Source organism: Pseudomonas sp. GW823-FHT02C05 (assembly GCF_058797595.1).
The window spans coordinates 1,331,398-1,346,517 of record NZ_JBXAJU010000001.1; the positions used below are offsets into that span (position 1 = coordinate 1,331,398).

The window sequence follows — 15,120 nt, forward strand, 5'->3', positions numbered from 1 at the left end:
TCAGGCCTGCTCGGTGGCCTTGGCCGGTTGCCGGGCAGCCAGCGTCGCGCCCAGGCGCGGCACCTCGAAACCGTGGTCCAGGTCCAGCAGCGGGAACAGCAGGTCGGCCACCCGGTGGGCCTCGTCGATCAGCGGAAAGCCCGAAAGAATGAAGGCCGAGGTGCCCTGCTCTTCGTATTCGCGAATGCGCTCGGCCACTTGCCGCGCGCTGCCCACCAGGTAGGTGCCGGCGGCGGGCCCGAGAATGTTGAAGCCGAACAGGCTCGGGCCGAGCCAGACATTGGGGTAGATCTCCAGGTCCCGGGCCTTGGGCAGGCGGCCGGTGCGGATCGCCTCGACATTGCGCTGGATCTGCGGGTCGTCGCTGTGGAAGCTGTCCAGGGTTTCCCCCGGCGGCAACTGGCGTTCGATGGAAGCCCGGGCGGTCTGCAGCGAGGTGCGCTGCAGCAGTTTCTCGGCGTGGGCCCAGGCCTCCTCCTCGGTTTCCCGGACGATGATCTGCAGGCGCGTACCGAAGCTCAGCTCACGGCCGATCTTCGCCGCCTCGGCGGCCACCTTGCGGAATTTCTCGCCGAGTTTCGGCGGCGTGTCGGCAAAGCTCAGGTACACATCCAGCAACTGCACTGAATGGGCCACTCCCGGGCCGGAGGTGCCGGCGCCCCACAGCGGGATGCCGGGGCGTTGCCTCGGCGCGTGCCAGCCGCCCAGGGGATGGCCGGCCGCGGCCGGCGAGCGCGGCGCCAGCTTGACGTAGCGGCCGTCGTAGCCGTCGGTGTCCCCGGCATAGAAGCCCTGGAACGCCCGCCAGTACTCCAGGCTGAAGTCATAGCGCTCATCGTGGGGATAGTGCACCCCCAGGGTGGCCAGCCCGGCGTCACTGCCGTTGACCACGTTGAACAGCAGGCGGCCGTTGGAGAACTGATCGAAGGTCAGCGCCCATTTGGCCAGCACCGCCGGCGACAACTCCCCCGGGTGCTGTGCCACCAAAAAGCGCAAGCGCTGGGTGGCATCGATCAGCGCCGCCGAGACCGCCAGGCTTTCATTGGGGCTCGAACCCAGCAGCGAACCGTAGTAGCCCAGGCGATCGCTGGCCACCGCCAGTTGCTTGAGGTGCTGGAAATCGGTGTTCCAGCGCCCTTCCGGCTCCCAGGGATAGGGGCCGTCGGGGGTGGTGAGGTACCAGAGAATCTTGACTGCCATGTAGCTGTTCCTTGAATGATTGAAGCCTGTGCAGCCATCGCTGCCCCGCCCACCGCCGCCCCCCACCGCGTAGGAGCCGGCTTGCCGGCGAAGAGGCCCTCAAGCCTTGTATCGCCCTTGCGGGCGCTTTCGCTGGCAAGCCAGCTCCTACAACAGCTCCGATAGCCGCTGCCCGGGGAGCGGCAGGTCAGCTGCGGCGGTCGATGGCGGGCACCAGGCCCAGTTCCGTGGCGCGCTCGTACAGGCCGCTCATCTTCCATTGCTGGGTCAGTACGCCTGGGCCATAAGGGCGGGAGCCACCCAGGGCGTCGGCCAGCAGTTGCAGTTGCGCGCCCTCTTCCAGCAACAGGATGAATTCCGCCGTGGCCCGCAGGCCCTGCTTGCCCCATACCGTGGAGCCGCCGTTGGCTTCGAGAATCGCCAGGTTGAAGGGGTTCTGGGCAATGCTGTCGAGGATGAAGTCCACCTCGGGCTGGCGCCGGTCGATGTACACCGGCAGCTCCCGGGCCAGCTGGTAGCGCTGCACCGGCACATAGTGGAACGGCAGCGTGCGGTGGGTCTGGGCCCAGGCTCCCAGGTACGGCGAATGCACGTGGGACACGGTGGTGATGTCGGCATGCTGCTGGAACAGCTTGGTATAGCGTCCCAGGCCGCCCTTGCCCTGGCCCAGGATGACCTTGCCGGCAAAGTCGGTGACCGTGGCCTGCAACGGTTTGCGGTAGTTCCACGGGCCGCCGTAGTTCACCGACACCAGCAGTTCCTGGCCCGGTACCCGCTCGATGAAGCCCACGGTGCCGTTGGCGGTGATGGTCTGGGTTTCGCGGAACACGGTGAACGCCTGTTCGGCCTCCAGCAGCACCTGATCGATGAAGGCCTGCAGTTCCTGGGTAATCGGGGTTTCGTTGATCAATACAGTCATGGCAATTCTCCGGGTTCAGGCGCGGCGCTGGGCCAGCAGTTCATGGGCGGCGTGCAAGGGACGTGGGTCGACCCAGTCGGCAATGGCGAAATCCCGTTCGAGGAAGCCATGGCGATAGAGGAAGTTTTTCTGGATATCGAGAAACTCCAGGCGCTGCGGCGACAGGTCGGGCGCCAGGGTGGTGTGGAAATCGCCGCGGTAGGCCTCATTCACCCCGGCACTGCCGGCCCGGGTTTCCTCTTCCAGGATGGCGTTCAGGGCCGGCCGGTTGTGGGCCGCCCAGTCGGCGGCGCGCAGGGTCTGGGCAAGAAAGCGCACCACCAGGTCGAAGTGATTGTCCAAGAGGCTCTGGTGCACGGTGATCGGCCGTGGCGTGCCGTTGTTGATGCGGTAGCGCGGCTCGGCGATCAGGTCCAGGTCGATGCCCACCACCAGCCCCAGGCGCCGCGCGGCATCGGCGGCGGCAGCCCCCTTGACGTAGACCGCGTCCACCTCGCCGCGCACCAGATAGTCCAGGCCCGACCACAGGCGCTGCAAACCTTCCTGGGGCGTCGCCGCACGCTCCTGGTCCTGCAGCGCCACTTCCACCAGTTGCACGTCGTCGAAACCCAGGCCCGCCAGGCTCAACGCGCCTTTGTAGCCGTGCAGGCTCATGGCCCGGGCGATGCTGCCCGGGCGGTTTTCGCCCCAGGCCGGCAGCGCCAGGCGCTTGCCCTTGAGGTGCTCGGGGCGGCTGATGCCGGAATCCGGGCGCACCAGCAAGGTTTGCCATTCCTCGATCCAGGTCAGGCCGATCAGCCGGCTGGGGGAACCGGCGGCGCGGGCAGCCAGGGCCGGCACGTTGCCGCCCTCGCGAAACAGCCCGGGCAACTGGTGATCGTAATGGTGATGGCCCAGTTGCCGGGCTTCCTGCAGGGTCGCGACCGGCAGGCCGTCGGCGGCAAACTCCTCGCTGAGCCAGCCCAGCTTGTAGGCGATCCCGGAAGCCGTGGGCACCGGGCAGCGGGTGAACCAGATCTGCTCCAGTTCAGGCTGGGCAGCGGACGTGGGCAATGTGGCGGCAAGCGTCATGAACGAGTTCCTGTGCAATGGCTGTTGCCAGGGCTATTGCAGCGCCCGTGCCAACCGGGCAAGGCCCCGGATTACGGGGCCTGGGCCGCTGCCCGCAAAACCGGCACCTCGCCGACTGCTGCCCGACCAGCAGCATTGCGCAGCGACTGCTGCTGTCGGAGCAACGGGCCGACGAACATTGCTGCTGGAGCAGCAGCAGGCGTTTTAGCACCCATTGCGCACCCGCCCGCCAGCCGTGTCGCACAAGGCCTGCAACGGATTTTCAGCACACTGAAAAGGCCCTGGCGCAGAACTTGCTCAAGCCTCCTCAAACCCAGCCCTTTTTCGTAGGAGCTGGCTTGCCGGCGAAGGCGTCGCCAAGACCGGCGCAAGGTTCAAGGGCCCCTTCGCCGGCAAGCCGGCTCCTACGGATCAGGTCGATACACACGCCCCTGGGGGCAGATTTCTTCAGATAGAGGTACCAGCATGAGTAGCGTTCAAGCCCTTCCTGTCACTCCGGTCCGTGTCCTGGGCAGCGAGGCCGAAGCCATCGCCGTGGCCCGGGAAATCGCCACGGAAATCGCCGCCATCGCCGCCGACAGCCAGGCCAACGGCCAGTTGCCGCGGCGCCAGGCGCAGTTGCTGTCCGACAGCGGCCTGACCGCCATCGGTGTGCCCAAGGCCTTCGGTGGCCTGGGGGCGTCGGTGGCCACCATCGTCGAAACGGTGCGCCTGATCTCGGTGGCCGATGGCGGTGTGGGCCAGTTGCTGCAGATCCACAACGTGATGCTGCGGGGCATCTTCAACGGTTACCCGGATGCCGTGCGCGACCGCGTGGTCAGCGACGTGCTGGCCGGCAAGCGCCTGGGCAATGCCCTGGCGGAGATCGGCGGCAAGAACAAGTTCGCCCTCAAGACCCGTATCGAGCGCCGCGCCGACGGCAAGCTGATCCTTAACGGCAGCAAGTTCTACTCCACCGGTTCCTACCTGGCCGAATGGATTTCCCTGACCGCCGCCAGCGAAGAAGGCGGCGCCGGGGTGCTGCTCAACCGCAACGCTCCGGGCCTGACCCTGGTGGACGACTGGCATGCCTTCGGCCAGCAGAATTCGGTCAGCGGCACGGTGCTGTTCGACAACATCGAACTGGACGAAGACTTTGTCTCGCCGCGCAAGGGCCCGATGAAACGCACCGGCCTGACCTTCCCGCAGATCCTCCATGCGGCCATCGACACCGGGATCGCCGCCGGAGCCCTGGGGGCCGCGGTGGACTACCTCAAGCAGCACGCCCGGCCCTGGGTGGAAAGCGGCGTCGACCACGCCAGCGAAGAGCCGCACATCATCAAGCAGATCGGTGAATACGCCGTGGCCCTGCGTGCTGCCGAATCCTTGCTGCGCGATGCCGCGCGGGTGTTCGACGAACACGAGCAGGATCCGGACAACAAGGAACTGCAGGACCAGCTGATCCTGTCCGTGGCCACCGCCCGGGCCCATTCCGACAGCGCCTCGCTGAAGATCTCCAGCGACATCTTCTCGCTGTTGGGGGCCAGTTCCTCCCTGAGCAAATGGAACCTCGACCGCTTCTGGCGCAATGCCCGGGTGCACACCACCCACGACCCGATCCGCTGGCGCCTGCACCACGTGGGCAACTACTACCTCAACGGCGTCGACCCGGGCGAATACACCGCGATCCTCAACGCCAAGGAGCAACAGGGCGCGACCCGCCCCGCGCCATAACCCCAACCACCGCCATCCCTCGTAGGAGCTGGCTTGCCAGCGAAAGCGTCCTCAAGACCGACACAAGGCTCGGGGGCCTCTTCGCCGGCAAGCCGGCTCCTACCAATAACCATGGCATCACGCACACCGTAGGAGCTGGCTCGCCAGCGAAGGCGTCCTCAAGACCGACACAAGGCTCGAGGGCCTCTTCGCCGGCAAGCCGGCTCCTACGGGGGTGGCCGATTTTTTGAACGAGCCCTGCATGATCGAAAAACACCCTCTTTTGCGCGCGCTGGCGATCTACCGGGAAGTGCCCTGGCGCTTCACCCTGGTGGCGCTGCTCTATGTCGCCGTCAACCTCGGGCTGGTCTGGCAGCAGTGGCTGATTGGCCATGCGGTCAACGATGTCAGCAGCGGGCAGGCGGTAAAGCACCTGGCCGACGGCAGCCTGGATGCCAGCCTGGGCTGGTACTGGCTGTGGCTGCTGCTGGCGGTGGCCCTGGGCCGCGGCCTGTTGCAGTACGCCGCCACGGTGTTGTCCCTGGTGCTCAGCCAGGAATTGCTGACCCGCCTGCGCGAGCGCATCCTGCAGCAGGTCCAGGGCCTGCACCTGGGCTACCACTGGCAGCACGGCATGGGTGAAATGATCACCCGCACCACCCGCGATGCGGACAAGGTCCGCGATGCCCTGATCAGCTTCTGGCGCCAGGTGGTGGAAACGCCCCTGGTGGTGCTGGCCACGGTCGGCCTGCTGGCCTGGTACAGCCCCTGGCTGGCGGTGGTGCCGCTGCTGCTCACCGCCTGCGGACTGTGGATCTTCGTGCGCCAGACCGAGCACCTGGTGAGCCTCGACCGCGCAGTGGGCGCTGCCTACGACCGGGTCAACCAGGACCTCAGCGAGGGCATCGGCGGGGTGCGGGTGATCAAGTCCTTCGCCCTGGAGCACAGCCGCATCCAGGGTTTTGCCGCCCAGGTCGGGCTGTTCGCCGAGCACGCGCGCCGGGCCCTGGCCTATTCCAGTTCGCGTATCCCCCTGCCCCAGGCCGTGGTCGCCCTCAGCCACGTGTGGATCCTGGTCTACGGCGCTCATCAGGTGGCGGCCGGGCAGCTGGGGATCGGCGAGCTGGTCAGCGCCCTGCTGATCGTCACCACCCTGGTGTTTCGCATCGAAGGCATCGGCCGGGTGATGCAGACCTTCGCCGATGCCCGCTCCAGTGCCGAGCGCATCTGGCAGTTGCTGGACGAGCCGCTGCACATCCGCAGTGGCAACGCCCGGCTGCCCCAGGCGCCCCTGGGGTTGCGCCTGGAGGGGGTCAGCGTCAGCGCCCCCGGCGGTGGCCGGAAGATTCTCGATGACTGCACCCTGAGCCTTGAGCCCGGCGAGGTGGTGGCCCTGGTGGGCGCCACCGGCACCGGCAAGAGCCTGTTGGCCAGCCTCCTGCCGCGCCTCACCGAGGCCGGTGCCGGCCGGGTGCTGCTGGGCTCGGAACTCAGCGGCTGGCAGGACGTGCGCGACCTGGACCTGCAACAGCTGCGGCGCCGGGTGCATGTGGTGCCCCAGGAAAGCTTCCTGTTTTCCGACACCCTGGCGGCCAACCTGCGCCTCACGGCCCCCGACGCCAGCCACCGGCAACTGCGCCAGGGCCTGGCCCTGGCTGCCGCCGAAGACGTACTGGAACGCTTGCCCCAAGGGCTGGACAGCCGCCTCGGCGATCGCGGGGTCACCCTCTCCGGTGGCCAGCGCCAGCGCCTGAGCCTGGCCCGGGCGCTGCTGGGGGAGCCGGACATTCTCTGCCTCGACGACGCCACCAGCGCCCTGGACGCCATCAGCGAACGCCAGGTGCTGGACAACATCCGCCAGTTGCGCCGAGACCAGGGCCGGGCCACCACCTTGCTGGTGATCTCCAGCAAGCTCTCGACCATTCTCCTGGCGGACCGGGTGTTGCTGCTGCAGGACGGGCGAATCCGCGCCAGCGGCCGCCACGCCGAGCTGCTCAAGACCAACGCCCACTACCGCGACCTGCTGGGAGTCGACCATGGCTAATCCAATCGCCGGCAAGGCCCTGAGCGATATCGAAATCGAGGAAATGCTTGCCCGCCAGGCCCTGGACCGCAGCATGCTGTCGCGCCTGCTGCCCCTGCTGCGGCCGATCCGCGGCCCGATCCTGACGGTGATCGGCATCGAGTTGCTGCTGGTGTTCACGGTGTTCCTGCGGCCCTGGTTCGTGCGCGAACTGCTGGACCGCGGGCTGGTCCCGGACCAGGGTCACTGGCTGCTGGACGAGTCCCTGGTGCTGTGGCTGGGCCTGGGGCTGGCGGCCAGCTGGCTGGGGCGCTTCGTCCTGGCCGGGCTGTCGCAGTTCGTCGCCGGCAGCGCGGCGATCCGAGTGCTCAACGACCTGCGGGTCAAGGTCTTTGCCCATATCCAGGCCCTGAGCGTCAGCTACTTCGACCAGACCCGCGCCGGGCGCATCATTTCCCGCGCCGACCGCGACGTCGACAGCCTGGAACCGCTGCTGATCCAGGGTCCGCCGGAGCTGCTGGGGGCCCTGCTGCGCTGCGGCCTGGCGGCGCTGATGCTGTGGCGCATCGACCCGCGCTTCTTCCTCAGCCTGGCGGCCACGGTGCCGCTGCTGGCGCTGGCGACCTGGGGCTTCAAGCGCATCTCCCAGCGCAACTGGGCCAGGGTCGCGGAGAACCGCAGCCGCTTCACCGCGCACCTGGTGGAAAGCGTCAGCGGCGCGCGCATGCTCCAGCAATGCGGGCAGCAGGAACCCAACCTGCAGCGCTATCGCGGCCTGCTGGATGACTTCAACCAGGCGCTGATCCGCGGCAGCCTACGCTCCAGCTGGTTCGCCCCATTCACCGCGCTGCTCAGCACCGCCGGCATGGCCGCGCTGCTGCTGGTGGGCGGCTATGGGCTGGCCGATAACCAGATCAGCGTTGGCCAGATGGCGGAAAGCCTGTTCTACGTGTTTCTGTTTCTGGGCCCGTTGCAGGAGCTCTCTGACCTGTTCGAACGCTACGCCACCGGCTCGGCCTCGGCGCAGCGGATCTTTCTGCTGCTGGACACCCGGCCCCAGGTCCTCGACCCGGCCCAGCCCCAGCGCATGCAGCGGGCCCGGGGCGAGGTCGGTTTCGAACAGGTGCGGTTCGCCTACGACCCCAGGAGCAAAAGCGCGGTGATCCAGAACCTGGACCTGCAGATCAAGGCCGGCGAAGTGCTGGCGATTGTCGGCCCCTCGGGCCATGGCAAAAGTACCCTGGTGCAGTTGCTGACCCGTTTCTACGACGTTCAGGGCGGCGCCGTGACGCTCGACGGCGTGGACATCCGGCACCTGGCCCAGCACGACCTGCGCCGGGCCGTGGGCGTGGTGCTGCAGGACAATGTGCTGTTCAGCGGCACTATCCTCGACAACCTGCGCCTGGCAGCCCCCGGCGCCGATGATGCAACGCTGATTGCCGCGGCCCGGGAGCTGGGGGCCGACGAGGTGCTGGAACGCCTGCCCCACCAGTACCACAGCGAGGTCGGCCCCCTGGGGGGGCACCTGAGCCATGGCCAGCGGCAACTGGTGTGCCTGGTGCGGGCCTACCTGGCCAACCCGGCGGTGCTGGTACTGGACGAAGCCACCTCGGCGGTGGACATCCACACCGAGCGGCGCATCCAGCGCGCCCTGCGCCGGCTGTGCCAGGGGCGCACGGCGATCATCATCGCCCACCGCCTGGCGACCATCCGCGACGCCGACCGGATCGCGGTGATCCGCCACGGCCAACTGGTGGAACAGGGACCGCATCAGCAGTTGATCCGGCAGAACGGCGCCTATGCGGCGTTGTACCAGGCCTATTTGCGTAGCGCCGACCAACCCGGCGGCGCAAACCCCGCGGCCCCTTTCGCCGGCAAGCCGGCTCCTACACAAGCACCGCCGGTATCACGCCAGCTGTAGGCGCTGGCTTGCCAGCGAAGGCGCCCGCAAGGACAGCACAAGGCTCAAGGGCCTCTTCGCCGGCAAGGAGGCACTGGGTTGTTGCGCGCTCAGCAGCGGTTGCTGCCGGGGTGCTGCTACAGCAGCACCAGGGCCCTGCGCGAGGCCGGCTGAAGCCCCCGAACCCCCGCCATGGTGGGCTGCGACGGCCATGGCATGGCCGTTGCAATTACCCCCTGACAGGCGTCTTCGCACCCGCGCGGCGCAACGCGTTACTGAATCAGGAGCACCCATGAGCACTGAATTTTTCTGGCGCCTGCCGCTGGGCACCGACGGCCCGCAGTTGAGCACCGACAAGCACAATCGCGGCAACCCCCACCCCCGTGCCGGGCATATCGCCCCCGGGCGCCTGGCCAACGGCGAGCCCGACGGTTTCACCTACATCGACTACATCGCCCAGGTGGCCAAGGCCGCCGAGCTGGCGGGCTTCGAAGGCGCCCTGCTGCCTACCGGCCCCGAGCCCTGGGTGGTGGCCGCGGCCCTGGCCCGGGAAACCCGGCGCATCCGCTTTCTGATCGCCTTCCAGGCCACCTGGACCCTGCCGGCCTACGCCGCCCAACAGGCGGCGATCCTGCAGAACCTCAGCCACGGCCGCCTGGACTGGAACATCATCACCGGCGGCAACCCGGCCAGCCAGCGAGCCAATGGCGATTACCTGGACCACGACCGGCGTTACCAGCGTACCGGCGAGTTCCTCGACATCATCCAGGGCCTGTGGCAGAACGAACGCTTCTCCTATGACGGCGATATCTACCAACTGGAGAACGGCGCCCTGCCCCCGGGCCTGCAGCAGGAGCGCAAGCCGGGGGTGTATTTTTCCGGTTTCTCCGATGCGGCCCTGGACGTGGCGGCGCGGCACGCCGACGTCTACCTCAACTGGGCCGAGCCCATCGACCAGCTCAAGCCCCACATCGAGCGAGTCCGCGAGCTGGCGGACAAACAGGGGCGCACGGTGCGCTTCGGCCTGCGGGTCGATCTGTTCGCCCGGGAAACCGAAGAGCAGGCCTGGGCCGACCTGCGCCGTCAATTCGACAAGCTCGAAGGCAAGGGCAGCCTGATCGCCAAGAACTTCACCAGCGGCTCGGATTCGGTGGGCGCTGCGCGGCAGACCGCCTACCACCAGAACGTCGACCGCTTCGACGACCTGATCCTCGGCCCCAACCTCTGGGCCGGCTTCGCCAAGGCCAAGCCGGGGCCCACCGTAGGCCTGGTGGGCAGCCACCAGAACGTTGCCGAGCGCCTGGCGGAGTACCGCGATGCCGGTTTCTCCACCTTCATCCTGGCGGGCAACCCGCACCTGGAAGAAGCCCTGCGCATCGGCCAGGAAGTCCTGCCCCTGGTGCAGCAACGCCCCGTCGCCCAGGCGACGCCGCTACAGGCCCGCGCCTGAGCCTATAAGGAGCCCGTTCATGTCCCATCCTCTGGATACCCTCTGGTACACCCGCTGCCCGGTCCCCACGGGCCTGGGCATTGCCGTGCAGAAAGGCTGGCTGCAAGACAGCCTCGGCGCCCTCGGCACCCAGGTGCAGTCGCTGCGCGAGTCCAGCGACCAGGCCGTGCGCGAGTCGCACTTCGATCACAGCCTGCGCAACTCGGTGCGCCACGGCGGCAGCATCCCGGCCCTCTGGGCCCGGGCCCAGGGCCGGGAAACCCGGCTGATCGGCCTGTCCTGGGCCGATGAGGTGCAACTGATCCTGACCCGTGCCGACAGCGGCATCCACCGCATCAAGGAGCTCAAGGGCCGACGCTTCGGCCTGCCGGACTGGGCCGGCGCACAGATCGACTTCACCCGCGCCCAGGCCCTGCGCGGCCTGGAAAACGCCCTGGGCCTGGACGGCCTGCAAGTGGGCGACCTGCAACTGGTGAACTACCGCTACGGCGGCACCTTCAGCGACCCCCAGGTGCAGACCCTGGCCGACACCCCGGTCAGCGCCCAGCCCAGCAGCGGACGCAACCTGGAACTGCAGGGCCTGCTGCGAGGCGAAGTCGACGCGATCTTCCTCAAGGGCGCCAGCGCCGCCCGCCATGCCCACGAGTTCGGCCTGCGTACCCTGATCGACACCGGCGCCCACCCCGACCCGCTGATCCGCTGCAACAACGGCACACCGCGCACCCTGACGGTGGACAGTCATCTGCTGGAGCAGCACTTGGACGTCGCCACCGGGATTCTCGGCGCGGTGCTGCGGGCCGAAGACTGGGCCCGCCACCACCCGGAAGACACCCGCCGCTACCTGGCCCGGGAAACCAACAGCAGCGAGTACTGGATCAGCGCCGCCTATGGCGAGGATGCCCACCTGCGCCTGCGCACCGGCCTGGAAGAACAGGCCATCGACGCGCTGCAGGATTTCAGCGCCTTCCTGCGGCGCTGGCGCTTCATCCCGCAGCAGGTGGATGTGCGCCAATGGATCGACCGCCGGCCGCTGGATGCGCTGCTGGCTACCCCTACCGCTCTGGCCGGCTGACCGCGCCAGGTTTCATGGATTCGAACTGAAGACCCTTATGAGCAAATCACTCGATACCCTCTGGTACACCCACAGCCCGGTGCCCACCGGGCTCGGCATCGCGGTACAGTCCGGACGCCTGGCAGAGGCCTTCCTGCCGTTCGGCACCAATATCCAGTCCCTGCGCGAATCCAGCGAACGCGAAGTGCGCGAGGCCCACTACGACCACCACCTGCAGAACTCGGTGCGCCACGGCGGCAACATCCCGGCCATCTGGGCCTACTCCAGCGGCGTGCAGACCCGGGTCCTGGGCTTGTCCTGGAGCGACGAGGTGCAGTTGATCCTGACCACCGCCGAAAGCGGCGTGAAGAGCATCCGCGACCTGAAGAACCGGCGCTTCGGCCTGCCCAAGTGGGCCAACGTGCAGATCGACTTCACCCGGGCCCAGGCCCTGCGCGGCCTGGAGAACGCCCTCAGGTTAGAAGGCCTGGAAGTGGCCGACGTGGAACTGGTGGACTACCCCTACGGCGGCACCTACAGCGACGAGCAGAAGCAGCACCTGTACGGTTCCGAAGTGAGCCTTGGGGTGACCCGCTTCAGCCGGCGCAACAACGAACTGATCGGCCTGCTGCGGGGCGATATCGACGCGATCTTCCTCAAGGGCGCCCACGCCGTGCACCTGGCCAACGAGTTCGGCCTGCAGGTGGTGGTGGACACCGGTTCCCACCCCGACCCGCTGATCCGCTCCAACAACGGCACCCCGCGTACCCTGACCGTGGACACCCACCTGCTGCGCGAGCACTTCGACGCCAGCGTGAAGATCGTCGACACCGTATTGCGCACCGAACAATGGGCCTGGGCCAACCCCGAGGAAACCCGGCGCTTCCTGGCCCGGGAACTGAACACCAGCGAGTACTGGGTGGCGGCCGCCTATGGCGAGGATGCCCACCGACGCCTGCGCACCACCCTGGATGCGCGATCCATCGAGGCCTTGCAGGACTTCACCGATTTCCTGCATCGCTGGCAGTTCATTCCCCGGCGTTTCGACGTGCGCGAGTGGATCGACTTCAGTGTGCTGGAGGCGGTCATCGGCTCCACCTCTCGCGTGGCGGTATAGCCCGACGAACTGACGGTGGAACCCGTAGGAGCTGGCTTGCCAGCGAAGGCGCCAGCCCAGGCGATGCATGCCTCACGGGCCTCTTCGCCGGCAAGCCGGCTCCTACGGGCTGGGGGGCCGGTGCTGGCGCAGCAACAGTCCAGCGGGCAATCGGTGCTGCTCCAGCAGCACCAGCCAAGCAACTTCTGCTGAATCCTGCGCAGGATGTTTTAAACCTCTGGCCCGCAACTTTTCACGCCTGCCAAACACCCCTCTAAAACACTCAGACCAATTAAAAATAAACCTTGTTTTTCAATGAGTTGATCAAACTAACGCTTACCCATAAAACCCACTAAGCCTCTTGGCACGTTCTCTGCTCTAGCCCTCTTAGCGAAACTTTAAATGGGGGAGTTCAACATGCATAAGCTTAATCCGATCACCAAGAGTCTATGGCTGGCACTGGCGCTCACCGGGGGCACATTCAGCCAGGGCCTGCTGGCCGCCGAAACCACAGACACCGACACCACCGGGAACAGCAGCGAACCCGCCCTGAAGACCGTCACCGTCACCGCCCAGCACCGGGAGGAAACCCTGCAAGAGGTTCCGGTGGCGGTGTCCGCCGTACAGGGCACCAGCCTGGTGACCGACGGGGTGCGCAACATGGGCGACATCACCACCTTCATCCCCAACGCCTCGGCCAAGAACCCCGACGGCGACGGCCGCCCACGCTGGTACATCCGCGGCCTGGGCACGGGCGACACCGGGGCGGCCACGGTGTTCCCGGTGGGCATCTACGCCGATGATGTCTACCTCAACGCGCCCATCGCCGGCGGCGGGCCGCTGTTCGACCTGGAGCGCATCGAGATCCTGCGCGGGCCCCAGGGCACCCTGTACGGCAAGAACACCACTGCCGGTGCGGTCAATGTGATTTCCAAGAAGCCGACCTTCGACACCGACGGCTACGGCACCCTGGGCATCGGCAGCAAGAGCGAGCGCATCCTCAATGGCGCCATCGGCGGTGCCCTGGTGGATGACAGGCTGGCGGCGCGGCTGTCGCTGTATTCGGAAGAACGCGACGGCTTCCAGAAGAACCTCACCGACGACCATACCTACGGCGACGTCGACAAGAAGGCCGTGCGCCTGCAGTTCCTGGCCAGGCTCAACCCGGACCTGGACGCCCTGCTGAAGATCCACGCCCGGGAATACAAGGGCGACGGCAGCAACGGCTCGCTGCCGGTGGGCCGCTACTACAACGTCGGCTACCAGCGGCCCGACGGACGCAACATCGCCCTCAACGTCAACGAGGATGCCAAGCTCGATCACGACGGTACGTCCCTGACCCTGAACTGGCACCTGGGGGACTACACCCTGACCTCCATCAGCGCCTACGACTACATTCGCGGGCAGTCCACCAGCGACGCCGACTACACCCCCTACGAAGTCAACGGCGCGGCCATCAGCGACAACCGCTACAACCAGTACTCCCAGGAACTGCGCCTGGCCTCGCCGCAGCAGGAAACCCTGCGCTGGCTGGCAGGGGTGCACTACTTCCATGAGGACCTGGACAGCTCGGCCAAGCGCCTCATCACCCCGGGCCCCACGCCCAACGGCACCGGCTCCAACCAGACCGGCGGCGCCACCGACTTTCGCGACCTCAACTACCAGCACACCACCGACAGCTACGCGCTGTTCGGCAACCTGACCTACGACTTCACCGACAACTTCACCGTGACCGGCGGCCTGCGCTGGACCCAGGAAAAGAAAGACATCGACCTGGACCTGACCCAGCTCACCCGGGCCACGGCCAACGGCCCGCTGATCCCCCTGGGCGCCGCCGGCAGCAATGGCAGCCGCGACGAGAGCAAGACCTGGGAAGCCTGGACCTACGATCTGACCCCGGAATACCGGATCAACGACAACGTCCGGGTGTTCTTGCGCTACGCCCACGGTTTCCGTTCCGGGGGCTTCAATACCGGGCTGTCCACCAGCCTGGCGCAGTTGACCACGGTGGACCCGGAGAAACTCGACGCCTACGAGATCGGCCTCAAGTCGGAATGGTTCAACCATCGCCTGACGGCCAACGCCAACGTCTTCTACTACGACTACTCGGACATCCAGGTGAACCTGCTGACGGTCAACAACGGCGTGCTCACCACCGCCCTGACCAACGGCGCCAAGGGTAAGGTCAAGGGCGCGGAACTGGAGCTCGAAGGCCAGCCCACCGACTATCTGCACCTGCGGGCGGCGATCTCGTTCCTGGATACCGAGTACACCGACTTCAAGAACACCAACCCCAACACCGGCGCGGTCACCGGCGACTACAGCGGCAACAGTTTCGTGCGCTCGCCGCGCAACGTGGTGTCCCTGGGGGCCGACTACACCATTCCCCTGGAGATTGGCGGCAAGCTGGTGGCCGGCGGCGACGTGAGTTTCCGCGACAAGGAATACTTCCTCGCCGACCGCCAGAGCAGCGCCGACAAGACCCTGAGCCAGCCCCACTACACCCTGGCCAACACCCGCCTGACCTGGTTCAGCCCGGATGAAAAGCTCAGCGTCACCGGCTTCGTCAACAACCTCACCGACCGCCGCTACCAGGTCCATGGCCGGCCCAACGGCACCCTGGGGCAATACGTCATCACCTACGGCGACCCGCGCACCGTGGGCCTGAGCGTCACCAGCCGCTTCTGAGCCCCGGGGCGAGCCCCCGAATCCTGATTT

10 protein-coding genes are annotated in these 15,120 nt (G+C 67.1%); 7 read left to right on the forward strand and 3 right to left on the reverse strand.

Features of this window, described 5'->3' with window-relative positions; all coding sequences use genetic code 11:
• From AC1RGE_RS06095 to AC1RGE_RS06105, 3 genes are all read right to left on the reverse strand, one after another.
• Positions 1-1,200, reverse strand: a complete 1,200-nt coding sequence (locus AC1RGE_RS06095; protein WP_019094951.1) for an LLM class flavin-dependent oxidoreductase — start codon at positions 1,198-1,200, stop codon at positions 1-3.
• A 187-nt stretch (positions 1,201-1,387) separates the two neighbouring features.
• Positions 1,388-2,119 carry a class II aldolase/adducin family protein gene (locus AC1RGE_RS06100; protein ID WP_019094952.1) on the reverse strand — a complete coding sequence of 244 codons (732 nt, stop codon included), beginning with the start codon at positions 2,117-2,119 and terminating at the stop codon, positions 1,388-1,390.
• Positions 2,120-2,134: 15 nt separating this feature from the next.
• Positions 2,135-3,190, reverse strand: coding sequence for an ABC transporter substrate-binding protein (locus AC1RGE_RS06105; RefSeq protein ID WP_194238115.1), 1,056 nt, complete (start codon positions 3,188-3,190; stop codon positions 2,135-2,137).
• 465 nt (positions 3,191-3,655) lie between these two features.
• On the opposite strand from AC1RGE_RS06105, the gene AC1RGE_RS06110 reads away from it, so the two are divergent.
• The 7 genes from AC1RGE_RS06110 (at position 3,656) to AC1RGE_RS06140 (ending at position 15,090) form a co-directional block, all read left to right on the forward strand.
• Positions 3,656-4,903, forward strand: coding sequence for an acyl-CoA dehydrogenase family protein (locus AC1RGE_RS06110; protein WP_011061455.1), 1,248 nt, complete (start codon positions 3,656-3,658; stop codon positions 4,901-4,903).
• Between the two features lie 241 nt (positions 4,904-5,144).
• Positions 5,145-6,926, forward strand: a complete 1,782-nt coding sequence (locus AC1RGE_RS06115) for an ABC transporter ATP-binding protein (RefSeq protein ID WP_053151800.1) — start codon at positions 5,145-5,147, stop codon at positions 6,924-6,926.
• Positions 6,919-8,826: an ABC transporter ATP-binding protein gene (locus tag AC1RGE_RS06120; protein WP_011061457.1), complete on the forward strand. Its 1,908-nt coding sequence runs from the start codon at positions 6,919-6,921 to the stop codon at positions 8,824-8,826. The genes AC1RGE_RS06115 and AC1RGE_RS06120 overlap by 8 nt, the downstream gene beginning before the upstream one ends.
• A gap of 271 nt (positions 8,827-9,097) precedes the next feature.
• A complete protein-coding gene (locus tag AC1RGE_RS06125; protein WP_072441740.1) occupies positions 9,098-10,255 on the forward strand; it encodes an LLM class flavin-dependent oxidoreductase in 1,158 nt (385 codons plus the stop codon).
• A gap of 19 nt (positions 10,256-10,274) precedes the next feature.
• On the forward strand, positions 10,275-11,327 hold the full coding sequence (locus AC1RGE_RS06130) for an ABC transporter substrate-binding protein (protein ID WP_019094956.1): 1,053 nt from the start codon (positions 10,275-10,277) through the stop codon (positions 11,325-11,327).
• Positions 11,328-11,364: 37 nt separating this feature from the next.
• Entirely contained in the window at positions 11,365-12,423 is a 1,059-nt protein-coding gene (locus AC1RGE_RS06135; protein ID WP_019094957.1) for an ABC transporter substrate-binding protein, read from the forward strand.
• 396 nt (positions 12,424-12,819) lie between these two features.
• On the forward strand, positions 12,820-15,090 hold the full coding sequence (locus AC1RGE_RS06140; protein WP_015635734.1) for a TonB-dependent receptor: 2,271 nt from the start codon (positions 12,820-12,822) through the stop codon (positions 15,088-15,090).
• The last annotated feature ends 30 nt before the right edge of the window (positions 15,091-15,120 follow it).